The sequence below is a fragment of the Streptomyces sp. NPDC096013 genome, assembly GCF_044763565.1.
Classification (GTDB): domain Bacteria; phylum Actinomycetota; class Actinomycetes; order Streptomycetales; family Streptomycetaceae; genus Streptomyces.
This window is the reverse complement of sequence record NZ_JBIWGK010000002.1, coordinates 784,031-799,230: the sequence shown is the minus strand read 5'-3', so window position 1 is coordinate 799,230 and position 15,200 is coordinate 784,031. Positions and strand designations below refer to the sequence as shown.

At 69.5% G+C, this 15,200-nt stretch carries 11 protein-coding genes; 5 read left to right on the top strand and 6 right to left on the bottom strand.

Features of this window, described 5'->3' with window-relative positions:
• Positions 1–134: 134 nt before the first annotated feature.
• Positions 135–1,592, top strand: a complete 1,458-nt coding sequence (locus tag ACIRB1_RS11080; RefSeq protein ID WP_403465312.1) for a peptidoglycan D,D-transpeptidase FtsI family protein — start codon at positions 135–137, stop codon at positions 1,590–1,592.
• A 74-nt stretch (positions 1,593–1,666) separates the two neighbouring features.
• Here the strand turns inward: ACIRB1_RS11080 and ACIRB1_RS11075 are convergent, their stop codons facing one another.
• Positions 1,667–3,118 carry an NCS2 family permease gene (locus tag ACIRB1_RS11075; protein WP_352184577.1) on the bottom strand — a complete coding sequence of 484 codons (1,452 nt, stop codon included), beginning with the start codon at positions 3,116–3,118 and terminating at the stop codon, positions 1,667–1,669.
• Positions 3,119–3,384: 266 nt separating this feature from the next.
• Here ACIRB1_RS11075 and ACIRB1_RS11070 point away from each other — a divergent pair, with 266 nt between their 5' ends.
• From ACIRB1_RS11070 to ACIRB1_RS11060, 3 genes are all read left to right on the top strand, one after another.
• Positions 3,385–3,951: a SigE family RNA polymerase sigma factor gene (locus ACIRB1_RS11070; protein WP_403465311.1), complete on the top strand. Its 567-nt coding sequence runs from the start codon at positions 3,385–3,387 to the stop codon at positions 3,949–3,951.
• Positions 3,948–4,805 (top strand): hypothetical protein, encoded by an 858-nt coding sequence (locus tag ACIRB1_RS11065; protein WP_403465310.1) that lies wholly within the window; start codon positions 3,948–3,950, stop codon positions 4,803–4,805. Before ACIRB1_RS11070 ends, ACIRB1_RS11065 begins: the two co-directional genes overlap by 4 nt.
• 516 nt (positions 4,806–5,321) lie before the next feature.
• Positions 5,322–5,579 carry an acetyl-CoA synthetase gene (locus tag ACIRB1_RS11060; protein ID WP_352184580.1) on the top strand — a complete coding sequence of 86 codons (258 nt, stop codon included), beginning with the start codon at positions 5,322–5,324 and terminating at the stop codon, positions 5,577–5,579.
• Between the two features lie 39 nt (positions 5,580–5,618).
• Here ACIRB1_RS11060 and ACIRB1_RS11055 read toward each other — a convergent pair whose 3' ends face one another.
• Positions 5,619–8,276 (bottom strand): glycosyl hydrolase, encoded by a 2,658-nt coding sequence (locus tag ACIRB1_RS11055; protein WP_403465309.1) that lies wholly within the window; start codon positions 8,274–8,276, stop codon positions 5,619–5,621.
• A gap of 412 nt (positions 8,277–8,688) precedes the next feature.
• Between ACIRB1_RS11055 and ACIRB1_RS11050 the strand changes: the two genes are divergently transcribed.
• The gene (locus tag ACIRB1_RS11050) at positions 8,689–10,806 is read left to right on the top strand and encodes a family 43 glycosylhydrolase (protein WP_403465308.1); all 2,118 of its coding nucleotides are present in this window, start codon (positions 8,689–8,691) and stop codon (positions 10,804–10,806) included.
• On the opposite strand, the gene ACIRB1_RS11045 is transcribed toward ACIRB1_RS11050, so the two are convergent.
• From ACIRB1_RS11045 to ACIRB1_RS11030, 4 genes are all read right to left on the bottom strand, one after another.
• The gene (locus tag ACIRB1_RS11045; RefSeq protein ID WP_403465307.1) at positions 10,803–11,594 is read right to left on the bottom strand and encodes an HAD family acid phosphatase; all 792 of its coding nucleotides are present in this window, start codon (positions 11,592–11,594) and stop codon (positions 10,803–10,805) included. The two genes, ACIRB1_RS11050 and ACIRB1_RS11045, sit on opposite strands and share 4 nt — an antisense overlap.
• 211 nt (positions 11,595–11,805) lie before the next feature.
• The gene (locus tag ACIRB1_RS11040) at positions 11,806–12,918 is read right to left on the bottom strand and encodes a right-handed parallel beta-helix repeat-containing protein (protein WP_352184585.1); all 1,113 of its coding nucleotides are present in this window, start codon (positions 12,916–12,918) and stop codon (positions 11,806–11,808) included.
• Positions 12,919–12,940: 22 nt separating this feature from the next.
• Positions 12,941–13,981 carry a pectinesterase family protein gene (locus tag ACIRB1_RS11035; RefSeq protein ID WP_403465306.1) on the bottom strand — a complete coding sequence of 347 codons (1,041 nt, stop codon included), beginning with the start codon at positions 13,979–13,981 and terminating at the stop codon, positions 12,941–12,943.
• A 1-nt stretch (position 13,982) separates the two neighbouring features.
• Positions 13,983–15,146: a pectinesterase family protein gene (locus ACIRB1_RS11030; RefSeq protein WP_403465305.1), complete on the bottom strand. Its 1,164-nt coding sequence runs from the start codon at positions 15,144–15,146 to the stop codon at positions 13,983–13,985.
• Positions 15,147–15,200 lie beyond the last annotated feature (54 nt).

The following is a 15,200-nucleotide window of genomic DNA, read 5'->3' as shown; positions in this document are numbered from 1 at the left end:
CCGGGTTCGTGAGCGGCCGCCGGGCTTGCAGGCGGACGCCGGTTTCCTGAACGGCCGCTGATTTCATGAGCGCTCGATGAGAAATGGCGATCTCAGGGAACGATTCGTTCCCGTCCGGTCGTCTTCAGAGCGGGATGAACAAGACGATCAGGCGCGCCTCCGTCTTCGCGCTGCTCCTGGTGCTCGCCCTCCTGGTGAGGGCGACCTGGGTGCAGTTCTACGACGGCCAGGCTCTCGCGGACGACAAGGACAACCGGCGGAACGCGATCGCGACGTACGCGGACCCGCTCGGGAACATCATCGTGGCCGGCAACGCGATCACCGGCTCGGCACGGACGGGTGACGGAAGCGACCTCGCGTACAAACGCACGTACACGGACGGCAAGCTGTACGCGGCGGTGACGGGCTATGCCTCGCAGAGCTACGCGCCGACACAGCTGGAGGGGATCTACGCGAATCTCCTCGACGGCACGGACAGCGGCCTGAAGACCGCCATGGACACGGTCACCGGCGAGCGGGCCGCCCCGGGCAACGTGGTCACGACGATCGACCCAGCGGTGCAGAAGGCGGCGTACGACGCGCTCGGCGACAAGAAGGGCGCGGCCGTCGCGATGGACCCGACGACCGGCAAGATCCTCGCCGTCGTCTCGACCCCGTCCTACGCCCCCTCGTCGCTGGCCGACGCCAACACCGCGGGCACGGCCTGGAAGAAACTCACCGCGGACCCCGACAAGCCGCTGACCAACCGCGCGCTGCGCCAGCCGCTGCCGCCGGGGTCGACGTTCAAGCTCGTCGTGGCTGCGGCCGCCCTGGAGAGCGGGCTCTACTCCTCGGTGGACGAGAAGACGACCAGCCCCTCGCCGTACACCCTGCCGGGCACGGTCACCCCGCTGGGCAACGAGAGTGCGTCCGCGCCCTGCACGAACGCCTCGATCCGGGTCGCGCTCCAGTACTCCTGCAACACCGTGTTCGCGAAGATGGCCGTCGACCTGGGCCAGGACAAGATCAGGGCGATGGCCGAGAAGTTCGGCTTCAACGACGACAAGCAGGACATCCCGGTGCGCGCGTACCCGAGCGTGTACCCGTCCGACATGAACACCTCGTCCACGGCCCTCACCGGCATCGGCCAGTACGACGTGACGGCCACCCCGCTCCAGATGGCCATGGTGTCCGCAGCCATAGCCAACAACGGCAAGCTGGTCTCCCCGCATATGGTCTCCGAGACCACCGACAGCGGCGGGGACGTGGTCCACAACTACGACGACGCCACGACGACCCAGCAAATCGTCAGCTCCCGCACCGCCCGGCAACTCCAGTCGGCGATGCAGACGGTCATCACGGACGGCACCGGCACGAACGCCCGGATCGCGGGCGTGACGGTGGGCGGCAAGACCGGCACGGCCCAGCACGGCGAGAACAACGACCAGTCGCCGTACGCCTGGTTCACCGCATACGGCACGTCCGACTCGACCGGCAAGCAGGTCGCGGTGGCGGTCCTGGTGGAACAGTCGAACGCGGCGAGGTCGGAGATCAGCGGCAACGGCCTGGCGGCCCCGGTGGCCAGGGCCATGATGAAAGCGGCGCTGACCTGATGGGTTGAGGGGCGCGAGGAACCGCGCGACCGGCCACGGCGAACCGCGAGCCGGCCGCGCAGCGCCCCTCAGTCCTACTTCACACCGAGAATCTGCTCAACGGGGTCGATCGCGAAGTACACCAGGAACAGCGCCGACACCCCCCACAGCAACCAGTTGACCTCCTTCGCCTTGCCGAGCACCGCCTTGATCACGACGTAGGAGATGAACCCGGCACCGATCCCGTCGGTGATGGAGTACGTGAACGGCATCGCGGCGATGGTGAGGAACGCCGGGATCGCGATCTCGTACCTGTCCCAGTCGATGTGCTTGACGTGAGTCATCATCAGGAACCCGACGGCGATCAACGCGGGCGCGGCGGCCTGAAGCGGCACGATCGTCAGCAACGGCGTGAGGAACAGCGCCAGCCCGAACAACCCGCCGGTGATCAGATTGGAGAACCCGGTCCTGGACCCCTCACCGACACCCGAAGCCGACTCGATGTAGGCGGTGTTGGAGGAAGCGGACCCGATCCCGCCGGCGACCGCGGCGGCGCCGTCGATGAACAGCACACGCCCGATGTTCGGCACCTGCCCCTCCTCGTCCAGGAGCCCGGCCTCCGCGCTGATACCGACGATCGTGCCCATCGCGTCGAAGAAGTCCGACAGGATCAGGGTGAAGATCAACAGGACGACGGTGATCGCACTGGTCTCACCGAACGCGCCGAACAGACTGAAGTGACCGATGAGCCCGAAGTCGGGTGCGGCCACGATCTTGTCCGGCACCTTGGGGGTCATCAAGCCCCAACTCTTGATGTCGGCGGCGGAGTTGATGATGATCGCGAGGACGGTCATCGTGACGATGCTGATGAGGATCGCGCCCTTCACCTTGCGCGCGACGAGCGCGATGGTCAGCAGGACACCGAGACAGAAGACGAGGACGGGCCAGCCGGTGAGATGACCGACGGCGCCGAGCTGCACGGGGACCGTGGTGTCGGCGGCGTCCGGTATACGGCTGACGAAGCCCGCGTCGACGAAGCCGATGAACGCGATGAACAGCCCGATGCCGACGCCGATCGCCTGCTTGAGCTGCTGCGGGATCGCGTTCATGATCGCCTCGCGCAGCCCGGTGAGGACGAGCACACAGATCAGGACGCCTTCGATGACGACGAGGCCCATCGCGTCGGGCCAGCTCATCAGCGGTGCCAGCTGGAAGGCGACGACGGCGTTGAGGCCGAGGCCGGCCGCGATGGCGAGCGGCAGGTTGCCGCCGACGCCCATGATGACCGTCATCACACAGGCCACCAGGGCGGTGGCGGTGACCAGTTGGCCGGTGTCGAGCGAGTGCCCGAACTTGTCCTTGGCGCTGCCCAGAATGATCGGGTTCAGGACAAGGATGTAGGCCATCGTGAAGAACGTGGCGAAGCCGCCGCGTATCTCACGGCCGAAGGTGGACCCCCGTTCGGAGATCCGGAAGAACCGGTCGACCCCGTTCGACGCCGGTGGTTCGGCACGTGGCCGGTCGGCCACCTTCTGTGACTCGGACATGCGGGTACTCCTCGTGGCTTCACTGATCGGTGCGCGGATGCTGGCTGGATTGTTCCCGCGTTGAACCTGTTTCAGGTTTTCCCCGTGTTACGGAATCGAGGTCGGCCCGGCCCGTCCGCGGTCGGCCCGCCAGACACTGTTCGAAGGTCCGTACCAGAACGGCCAGTTGACCACTGCTACGCTTCCGGATCTCGCGGGGGTCACCCCCGAACCCACACGTGTCATCTACATGACACACACAACACCGCAGCGAGGAGAGGTCCGCCGTGGGCACAGTCGTCGACGACGCCGCCTCCGAGGAGTTCCACGCCTTCTTCGAGCGCCACTACGCCGAACTGTCGCGCCTGGCCCACCTGTTGACGGGTGACGCGGACGCCGCCGACGATCTCGCGGCCGACGCGCTGCTCGCGCTCTGGCACCGCTGGGACCGGGTGCGCGCCGCCGACCATCCGGCGGCCTACGCCCGCGGCGTCGTCGCCAACCTGGCCCGCACCCGGATCCGCGGCGCGGTGCGCGAGCGGCGCCGGGTCGCCCTGTTCTGGTCGCAGCGCGAGGAGAAGACCGAGAACCCGGACGTGGCGGGCGTGGTCGACGTCCAGGAGGCCCTGCGCAGGCTGCCGTTCCGTAAGCGGGCCTGTGTGGTGCTGCGGCACGCGTTCGATCTGTCGGAGAAGGACACCGCGCTCGCCCTCGGTGTATCCGTCGGTACGGTGAAGAGCCAGACGTCGAAGGGCATGGCCGAGTTGCAGCGTCTGCTCGGCCCGCAGAGCCCTCCGCTGCGGATGCACGCGGCGCTGGCACGCGGCGGCGAGAGCGGAGGGAGGACCCGATGAGGCACCAGGACGTGCACGACGACGAGTTGATCGCCCGGCTGCACGAGGCGGCCGAGGGACACGAGCCCGACCGCTCCCGCATCCTCGCCCGGCTCGAACGCGGGATGGCCGCGCATTCCCGCCCCGACCACCGGGCCACCCGGCCGCCCGTGTTCGGCTGGATGCGGGTGATCGGCGCGACGGCCGCGGTGGCGAGCGTCCTCGCGATCGGCGGCTACGCGGTGGCGTCCGCGGTGAAGAGCGACTCCCCCGCCGAGCAGACGGTGTCCGTCCCACCGACCCCGACCCCCACACCGTCACCGGACGCGACGAGCCGTAGGCCGGTCGAATCCCCTGCCCCGCAGCCGAGTTCGGGCTCCGGCACCGGGCACAGCGCCCCGAGCGCGACCGCCACCCCGACGACGTCCGGGACCACGTCGCCCGCCGCACCCCCCGTGCTGCCGGCCGCCTCCGGCACCCAGGACGGCCCGCTCCGGTCGGACGGTTCGATCGACCCGGGCAGCAACGACTTCTGGGCGCAGAGCGACGTCACCCTGAAGACGACGAAGCAACTCACCGCGCTCACCGTCCAGTTGAAGGTGAAGCAGACCGGCGGGGTCGCCTCGACGGGTGCCTGGCGCTCGCTGCCCGAGCGGGACTTCACACAGACGGTGGCGGAGCGGGACGGCTTCCTGGTCTACACATGGGTGCTCAAGGCGGGCCGTACGGTCGCGGTCGGGGAGTGGGTCTTCGCCGGGCAGTACAACCATGATCGCGGCGGCCGGGACGCCAAGGACGACAGCTACTCGGCGGCGGGCACGACGGCGGGCCGACAGCTCGCGGTGAAGGGCGACTTCGCGGCGAAGAAGTCGTAGCGGAAACAACCACATGTTCGTTTTCGACGTCCTTTTCAGTGCGTGGGGTTCGGACGCGACGCGGTACCGGGCACCTCGTTCGGCCGCACAGACCTGCTGACCCGAGCCCCCCTCGGTCAGCAGAGCAGCGCCCCCGCCGGTGACGACCGGCGGGGGCGTTGCGTATCGGCGTCGTCGGGGCATGCTGGTGGTCCTGCGTGTGGGCCGGGAGGTACTGGGATGCGATGGTGGACCGGGGTCGGGGGATGGACGGCCGCCGTCGTGGTCGTCCTGGCGGGGTGTGATGCGTCGCAGGGCGGTGGAGCGGCGGGAGGCACGCCGGGGAGCACCGGTCCGGCGGGGCCGTCGGCCGGTGCGTCGACGCACACGCCGGGAGTACCGACCGCCGGGGGGAGCCCATCGGCGTCGGCCACCGGTTCCCCCACCGCGCAGGGGAGCTGTGCGGCCGGGCACGCGGAGGTCTCCGTCGGCCCTGGTGAGGCGGTCGTCCGGCGGCTCTGTGTACGGCCGGGTACCGTGGTGTCGCTCGTCCTGCGTCCTCGCTCGGACGACAAGCGGTGGACGGCCGTGCGGAGTTCCGCGCCGGCCCTCGCCCTGGCGTCCGGCTGGCGGCTGGACGCCGACGGTACGGCCCACGCCTCGCTGCGATGTGCGGGGACCCGGGGCGGTACGGCGGATGTCACCGCTTCGGCGAAGGCGCCGGACGTGGCGGGCGCGGCGCGGGTCGTCTTCACGCTGCACGTGAATGTGGTGCCGTACACGACGCAGGGGTGATCCCGGCGACCCGGGACCACCCCTCCGATCAGCGCCGCGTCAGCGGCAGTCGCGCACGTCGATCGTGTAGATGCCGCGGCCGTGGGTGGCCGCGTACAGCGTCCGCCCGTCGGGGCTCAGCTTCAACTGGAGTACGGCGACGGCCGGGAGGTTCCCGACGCGCTCCCAGCCGGTACGGCCGGGCGCGCGGTAGACGACGCCGAGGTCGGTGGCGACGGCGAGGCCGCCGTTGGAGGTGACGACCGCGGAGTTCGTCGGCACGTCGGGGAGGTTCTTCGAGATGTCCTTCCAGGTGGTGCCGCCGTCGGTGGACTCGAAGACGTGGCCGACGCCCGCGCCGGGGCCTTCGGTCCAGTGCCGGGAGAAGCCGTTGACCGCGAGGTAGACGTGGTCGGCGTTCTTCGGGTCCACGGCGAAGCCGGCGAGGTAGCGGTTGGGTACGGTGCCGTCCGCGCCGGTGGCCGGAAGGGCGATGTCGTGCCAGCCGGTGCCGTCCGCGTTGCCGACGGAGATGCCGCGGGCGAAGCCCTGGTTGTTGCAGGGGCCGCACCAGGCCGCGTACACCTTGCCGCCCGAGGCCGCGACGGCGGTCGCGGTACGGCCCGCGCCGAGGTCGTAGACGCTCTTCCACTCGTCGCCGCTGCGGATGGCGTAGCCGTGGGTCTGCACCCAGACGTGACGGCCGCCCGCGATCCAGGTCGAGCTGTTCTTCATGTCGGCCGTGATCGGGGCGATGAAGCGGGCCTCACCGGTGGCGTTGTCGGCGGGAGCCACGTTGTACGACGTGATCTTGCTGGGGTCGGTGACCCAACTCCCGTCGTTCACCGCGCAGTTCTGCGTCACCTGGATGGCCAGGTACACGTACTCCTCGGCGATGTTGCAGCCGTTGGCCGGGTCGGTGAGCGTGTCACCGCCGTCGCCGCCGAAGTTGGAGCCCATGACCTTGTCGTTGCTGCGGAGGATCGACTGGCCGTTGTCCTGGAGGCCGCCGGTGACGGAGACGCCGCCGTAGGTCAGGTCCTTGCCGACGCCCACCGAGTAGTACTGGAGGGTGTCGATGGTGCCGTCGTTGAGCGAGGTCCAGTCGGTGGCGTGCCCGGAGGCGTCCTGAGAGCCGTTGAGGGGGCGCTTGTAGGCGCCGCCGTCGTTGCCGACGTAGACGAAGCTCTTGCCGTGGTAGCGGCCGATCGCGACGCCGTGCTGGTCGGAGTGGGTGGTCTGGTTGCAGTCGCCCGTCTGCTTGGTGGGGTCGATGCTCCAGCAGGGGAAGCCGAAGTTCCAGTACGGGCCGACGGTCGACCAGCTGGAGCCGCCGTCCTTCGTCTCGTAGACCTCCTCCAGGCCCGCGTACACGTGCTCCGCGTTGGCCGGGTCGACGGTCAGGAACTGGTTGTACCAGGCCTGCACGCCCGGCATGTAACCGCTGGAGGTGAGCGCCGAACCGTCCGCGGCCAGGCCTTTGTAGTCGGCGATCTTCGTCCAGGGGCCGGTCGGAGAACCGGACTTGGAGACGTAGATGCCCTCCAGGGCGCTGTCCGGGTTGGTGTTGAGCTGCTCCGGGGACTGGTCGATCGCGTAGTAGCGCGAGCCGTCGGCGGAGCGGGCGAAGGTGACGTTGCCGACGTTGTCCGGGTCGGCGGGCAGGTCACCGAGGCCGCTCGTGATCCGGGTCCAGACGCCGTTCACCTTGGTGTAGAAGCCGTTGTAGTCGTCACCGCTGCGCCAGCCGACCGCGAGGACCACCTTGGAGGGGTTCTTCGGGTCGACCGCGATGTCGTTGGCGATGTTCTTGTACGCGGCCGAGGCGTCGTTCGCGAGTGAACCGCCCGGCAGATAGGCCGGGTTGGGCGCGAACTCCAGCTTCCAGGCGCCGCTGAGCCGCTTCGCGGAGTGGCTCCACACGCCCTTGCTGGTCGCGGCCCACACCTTGCCGCCGCCGAAGCGCAGTTCGTGGATGGTGGTGGATTCCAGCTCGTCGCCGCCGACGCGGCCGCGGGAGGAGAACGTGCCGTGCCGGGGGTCCGACAGGACGTAGACGCCGCTGCCGAGATAGGCGTCCGCGTTGGTCGTCGCCTCGCCGGTGCCCAGCCACAGCCGCCCTGCGCCGTCGAGGGCGAGGGCGCCGGTGGACTGCGAGGGCAGCTTGTCGCTGATGGGCTGCCAACGGCCGCCCCCGGTCCGGGAGCGCCACACTCCGCCGCCCGCGCTGCCCGCGTAGACGTACCCGTCGTCGTCGGCGGCCATCGCGGCCATCCGGCCGGTCACATTGCCCGAGCCACCGCTGGAGTTGGAGTCGTAGTCGCGGTAGCGCGGGTCGTCGGAGTTGTACGGCAGGTTGGTGATGTTGTGCCAACTGCCGCCGGTACCGGGCAGTTTGGTCAGGCTCGTCCAGGCGGCGCCGTAGGCGCCCGGTGCGACGATGCCGGGCGAGGTGCGGGCCTCGGCGTACTGGTCCGCACCCTCGGCTATCTCGTCGGCCTCGTTGCCGTCGTCACCGCCGTCGTCGTCGGCCTTGGCTTTCGGGCTGACGGTACCCACCGAGTGGCTTCGTTCGGCGGCGAGTTGAGCCAGCGCGCGGGCTCCGAAGGGGCTGCTCCCCGAGCCGGGCGCGGCCCCGGCGGGTATCGCCACGAGTGCGGCCGATGCGGTGATGGCGCAGATCGTGAACCAACGTCTCTTGCGGGTCGGTACTGGCACCAGGTCCTCCCGAGCGGGCACGGATACGGTCGTCGGGGACGACCCGATCACTGACGACAGGAAATGTCCGGCATTTGGACAGTCCTTGACCAGAACCTGTCACCAGACATGGCCGGAAGCCGACGGGCCCGTCCCGCCCCGGGGCCCCGGATCAGCGCGCCGCGGTCCGTGCGCCGTGGTGGCGTCCGTCGATGTGAAGGCCGGGGTGCCGACCGCGAGATTCCGGGCCAGGGGGCCTTGCCTGTGGCGAAGAAGAAGCCGGACTCGGTGTTGGAGCAGGCCGTGTTGCGGTTGCACCGAAACTTTCGCTCCACCCCGCCCCACCCGCGTCGATTGACGCCCCGCACGCCACTGGTGACACTCCGAAAACCCACCTCGCCCGACACCCCCGCCCCTCCCAGGAGCACCGCCCGTGACCCACCCCCACGCCTACGCCGGCTACCTCTTCGCCTACTTCACCGGCGAAGCCACCCCCGACGGCGAACAGATCCGCTACGCCCTCAGCCGGGGCAACGACCCGCTGCACTGGCGGGAGTTGAACGCCGGGCGGCCCGTCCTCACCTCGGCGATCGGCGAGCGGGGGCTGCGCGACCCCTTCCTGATCCGGTCCCCCGGCGGCGACACCTTCTACCTGATCGCCACCGATCTCCGCATGTACCGCAACAGCAGCGGCAGTTGGGACGACGTCCAGCGCCATGGCAGCAGGTCCGTGATGATCTGGGAGTCGGCCGACCTGGTGCACTGGACCGACCCGCGGCTGGTGCGGGTGGCCCCGGACAACGCGGGCAACGCCTGGGCTCCGGAGGCCCATTGGGATGACGCGCGCGGCGAGTACGTCCTCTACTGGGCGTCCACGCTGTACGCCGACGACGATCCCGGCCACACCGGCCCGACGCACCACCGCATGCTGTACGCGACGACCAAGGACTTCCGCACCTTCAGCACGCCCCAGGTGTGGAACGACCCCGGCCACTCCGTCATCGACTCAACTCTCGTGCGGCACAAGGGCATCTACTACCGTTACACCAAGGACGAGCGCGCCCCGTCCCCCGACTCCCCCGGCTCGAAGTTCATCACCGGCGAGAAGTCCGCCTCGCTGACCTCCCCGTCGTACGACCTCGTCTCGGAGGGCATCGGCAGCGAAGTGATCGAACGCGGGGAAGGCCCCACGGTGTTCAAGTCCAACACCGAGGAGAAGTGGTACCTGTTCGTCGACGAGTACGGCCTGCGCGGCTACGTCCCCTTCGAGACCACCGATCTCGACTCCGGCGAGTGGACACCGTCCACCGACTACCGGCTGCCTTCACGTCCGCGTCACGGCACGGTACTTCCGGTGACGCGGGCCGAGTACGACCGGCTGCTGGCCGCGTACCCGGTGACGCCGGCGTCGGTCGTGGACGCGACCGTGCGGGGGCAGAAGGCGTACGCCGTGGTCACCGAGGTCTCGTCCAAGGTCGTGCTGCCCATGCGACCCGACGCCGATCTAAGCCACTTGGCTCCGATCCTCGCCGTCGGCACGGGCGCGACCCTCGACCCGCCGTCCGGCAGCCGACGCGACTTCCGCACTCCACAGCGATACACGGTCACGGGGGTGGACGGCACCAGCCGTACCTGGACGGTGGAAGCGGTGCCGACCCGAAGTCCGGTGCTGCCGGGCCTGACCGCCGACCCGGACGTGCACGTCCTCGACGGCCAGTTTTGGATCTACCCGACGAGCGACGGCTGGGCGGACTGGGGCGGGACGCGCTTCAAGGCGTACTCCTCACCGGACTTGGTCCACTGGCGGGACCATGGAGTGATCCTCGATCTGGGGACCGACGTGTCCTGGGCGGACGAGCACGCGTGGGCACCGGCGGTCGCGGAGCGCGGCGGGTCGTATTACTTCTACTTCTGCGCCGAGCAGCAGATCGGGGTCGCGGTGGCGGACTCGCCCGCCGGCCCGTTCAGGGATGCCCTGGGCGAACCCCTCGTGCGGAAGGGACAGTTGGCGGGTCAGATGATCGACCCGGCCGTCTTCACGGACGACGACGGGCAGGCGTATCTCTACTGGGGCAACGGGCATGCGTACGTGGTGCCGTTGAACGACGACATGACGTCGTACGACGCGACGAAGGTGGAGGAGATCACGGCGGGCGACTTCCGTGAGGGGTCCTTCGTGGTGAAGCGCGACGGGACGTACTACTTCATGTGGTCCGAGGACGACACCCGCAGCGAGGACTACCACGTGGCCTACGCGACGGGCCCGTCCCCGTCCGGTCCGTGGACCGAACGGGGCACGATCCTGTCCAAGAACCCCGAGTACGGCATCCTGGGCACCGGCCACCACTCCGTGGTGAACGTGCCGGGGAGCGACGACTGGTACGTCGTCTATCACCGGTTCGCCCTGAACGGGCCGGGAAGGCCCGGTGGGGACGGCACGCACCGGGAGACCACGATCGACCGCCTGCGGTTCGCGGCGGACGGAACGATCCTGCCGGTGGTGCCCACCCTCGGGTCGGTCGGCGCCGTCGGGACCGCCCGCGAGGACTAGCCGACGAAGTAGGTCGGGTTCGGGATCTTGTACGTCCTGTCGGCGTAGCCCCCGTCGAGGTCCGAGTACTGGTCGCCGAAGTTGGCGATGATGTCGTAGCCCAGGGACTCGATGTGCTTCCGGGTACCGGACTTGTACTGCACGGTGGTGCAGGTCCAGGAGCCGGCGGTCGCGCAACCGCTCAGGTACGACGGCGGGTTGGCCGTGTTCTTGAGGAACATGTGGTCGGCGTCGAGGTTGACGTCGACACCGACCTTCTTCAGGTTGTCGACCGCGGAGGTGCGCTGCGCCTCGGACAGGCCCGAGTTGTAGAACACGGCGACGCCCTTGGACGCGGCGTACTCGACCAGCGCGGGGGTGCCGAAGACCTCCGGGCGGTTGGCCTGGGCGACATAGGCGGCCCAACTGGCCGAGCTGTAGCCGTAGTTGTTCTTCTTCTCGTAGTCGAGGCTGAGCAGCAGCGTGTCGTCGATGTCGAAGACGACGGCCGGCTTGACGCCCTTGTGGTGCGTGCGGACGGCCGCGTCGATGTACCTCTTCGCGGAGGCGTCGATGCGCGCCAGGTCCTTGGCGTACGGGCTCGTCGCCGAGGCCTGGTACACGCCGTTGCTGTCGAGCGTGGTGCCGTAGTAGGTGTCGATGTCCTTCGTCAACAGGCCGATGTTGTACGGCTCGTGCGTCGAGTTGGCCGTCGACTGGCCGGCACTGGCGACGCCGCTGCCGTACAGGGCGGCACCGGCGACGACACAGGCGGCGCCGAGGGCGGCCGCTCTAAGGGACTTCCGCATGGAATCTCCGGATCTGGTTCCGATGGGTGATGCACCAGGTCAGGGACTGTCTACGCGCATCACGCGCCGGGCGCGAGGTGCGTTATCCGATCGATACGGAATCCACAGGGCGGCCAATTACCGGCCCATGGGCCCCACTTGACCTTCTCTTGGCGGGCCTCGCGTACGCGGGCCCGGCCCGGTGGGCACCCGGACCGGGCCCGCACAGGGGTCAGTTCATCGTCGCGCCGATCGTCGTGCTGCCCGTCGTCAGGAACGTCGTGGACGGGAGTGTGCCGCTGGACGAGCGGGCGTTGTACGTCGTCGACGCGTCCGTGGAGATGAAGGAGGGGGTGGAGACGCCGGAGTCCCAGTTGTTGCCGGCGGAGGTGACGGCGGAGCCCTTGGTGACCGAGCCGCCGCTGTTGCTCACGGCGAGGTTCTTGCCGAGTTTGGCGGAGCTGGTGGCGAAGTAGTAGCCCGCGCCGCCGTTGACGTAGGCGGTGGTGCGGTTGATGACGATCGCGCCGGTGTTGGAGTTCTCGGTGAAGCCGTTGCCCGCGTTCCCCCAGGCGGCCGAGTTGTTGACGACGTGGGCGACGGTGACGCCGTTGCCGCCCAGCTTGTAGCCGTTGCCGTTGCCCTCGAACGCGGAGTCGCCCCAGCGGTTGATCCCGTTGCCGAAGGACCAGCTGTGCTCGATGGTGACCGGCGACGAGAACGACCAGAGGTCGATGCCGTCGTCCGAGTTGTTGTACAGGCGGGCGCCGGTGACGAGGTTGCCGGTGCCGGAGCCGAACTTGATGGCGACCCCGTCCGCGTTCTGGCCGTGCGTCGCGGCGTCGTAATTGCCGTACGAGTCGAGGTTCTTGACCGTGTTGTTGACGGTGCCGTCGCCGGTGAGCGTGAAGCCGGAGTCGCCGCCGTTGATGGTCTTGACGTTGTTCCAGTTGGTGCCGGTGCAGGACTGGCAGACGACCGCGCTGTCCGGGGAGTTCTGGAAGGTGATGTTGGAGACGTTCCAGTAGTCCGCCGTCAGTTTGAAGATCCAGGACCCCGACGGCAGCGACGAGCCGTCGATCTTGACCGTCTCCGAGCCGTACGCGGTGAGGGTGACCGGCGCGGACGAGGTGCCGTTGGCCGTCGACTGGAGGGTGGCCGTCGGGTAGTAGGTGCCGCCGCGGACCTGGATGACCGTGCCGGCGGTGGCGTTCTTGATGGCGCTGGTCAGATCGGTGGAGTTGCTGACCACGACGGTCGCCGCGTGTGCCGGGGTGGCGATCACGGCGAGTCCGAGCGAGGCCGTGGTCACGGCGAGCGCGGTGAAGGTGCTGATACGACGCATGACGTGCGGGTCCTTTCGTCGATCAGGAGGGGCGGACGGGTCGCCAGTCGCCGAGGTAGGCGGCAGGGGTGTGCGCGTCGGCCTCGGTGGGCGTGAGCTGGGGCCGGTTCTCCGGGACGGTGATCACGGAGCCGGGCCCTGTGTTGCGGTACTCGGCGAAGCGCATCGACTGCCAGGGATAGGCGTCGCGCATGTTCGTGTAGGGCGCGACCGGGTCGATGCCGGGCCCGATCCAGGAGTCCCGCACGACGAGGGACGGCCAGGCCGTCGTCTCGTACGACGGGACCCACGGCCGGGCCAGCTTGTACGCGGCGTCCTCCGCGCCGGAGGTGATCCGGGAGCGGACCGCGAGGATGCCGTGCGGGTTGGCACGGGCGGTGGACGGGGCGAAGACCATGCCCTTGGGGGTGAACGCCACGTCCCGTCGGAGGGTGTGGAAGTGGCAGTCGGCGAAGACCGCTGTCGCCCGCCCGAAGACGAAGTCGACGTCCCCCTCGATGTAGCAGTGCGAGAAGTACTGCCGGTCGAATGCCTCCAGCGCCGACGTGTCCACGAACAGCGTGTCCTGGTGCGCGAGGAGACGGACCCGCGAGAACCGCGAACGGTCGCCCGTCACATACGCGGCCACCGCCTGTGTCCCGGTGATCTCCGGATGGTCCGCGCGCAGCCAGTCGTTGGCGAGGGTGAGGTCGCGTACGGTCAGCCCGGGTGCCGCCGAGGTGAAGGTCGCGGAGCCCGCCGTACCGTACGTCCCCGAACCGTCCGGCTTCGGCGTCCCGTTGGCGTTGTCGTGGACGATGACGACGTCACGCGGGTCACCGGTGGCGCCGCGCAACGTCAACTCACCCGCTTCCACCGGCACGTTGACGACCTCGCGATACGTCCCCGGATGCACGACGATCGTCCGGCCGCTGCCGGCCACCGCGTCGACGGCGGCCTGCACCGAGTCACCGGGCCGGACGTGCAGCACCCGACGACGGCCGAGGCCTACGGCGGGCCCGGCACCGGCGGCCACCAGTCCGCCGGCGACCCCCGTCAGGAGGGTGCGTCTGGGCACGGCCATCTCAGCGCCTCCGCCCCGGGAGCCAGTCACCGAGATACGCCTCACGGGTCGCCGACTCGGCCTGTGCGGAGGTGAGTTGAGGCCGGTTCTCCGGCACGCCGATCACGGCACCGGGTCCCGTGTTGCGGTACTCCGCGAACCGCTGGCTCTGCCAGGGATGGCTGTCCGACATGTTGGTGTACGGCGCCACCGCGTCGATCCCCGCGCCCAGCACCGTGTTCCGCACGGTGAGCATCGGGCGGGCGGTGGTGTCGGAGCCGGGCACCCAGGGGCGGGCCAGCTTGTAGTAGCCGTCCGGTGCTTGGCTGCTGACGCGGCCGTGCGTCACCAGATAGCCGCGCGGGTTCGCGACCGCCGTGGAGGGCGCGAAGACGAAGCCGTACGGCGCGGTCGCCAGGTCGGTGCGGTTCAGGGTGCGGAAGTGGCAGTGGTCGTAGACGGCGGTCGCGCGCCCGAAGACGAAGTCGACGTCTCCCTCGACGTAGCAGCGCGCGTAGTACTGGCGGGCGAAGACGCCGAGCGCCGACGAGTCGGCGTACAGGGTGTCCTGGTGGCCGAGGAATCGGCAGTCGAAGAACGCCGAGCAGTCGCCCTGCACCTTGACCGCGACCGCCTGGGTGCCGGTGATGCCGGGGTGGTCGGCGCGCAGCCAGTCGTTGGCGAAGGTGATCCAGCGGGCGGTGAAACCGTCGGTGCGAAGGGTCGTGGTCGCCGAGCCGGAGGTGCCGTAGGTGCCCGAACCGTCGGGTTTCTGGGTGCCGTTGGCGTTGTCGTAGACGATGACGACATCGCGCGGGTCCTCGCTCGCGCCGATCCAGGTCATCTCCGTGGCGGCGTCGGTGAGCCGGCCGGTCGCCGGGTCGGTGACCCCGGTGAGGACCGTCTCGCGGTAGACGCCGGGCGCGAGGACCAGGGTGTGTCCGGCGGTGGTGGCGGCGTTCACGGCGGACTGGACGGTGGTGAAGTCGCCCCGGCCGCGCGGGTCGACGTACAGGGTGAGCGGGGTGAGGCGCGCGGCGGGTGAGCCGTAGCGGCCGAACGGGCGGGGTCTCCCGACGGCGCGGGCGGGGGCGGTGGTGAGGCCGAGCGCGATGCCCGCGCCGGCGCCGGCCATGAGGAACCCCCGTCTGGACAGGGGACGGTGGAGGGGGTGGTGCGAGGGCATGCGGGTGCTCCTTCGCGGTGCGGCTCGTGAAGTGGGCGCGGCGCCGGGCCGATC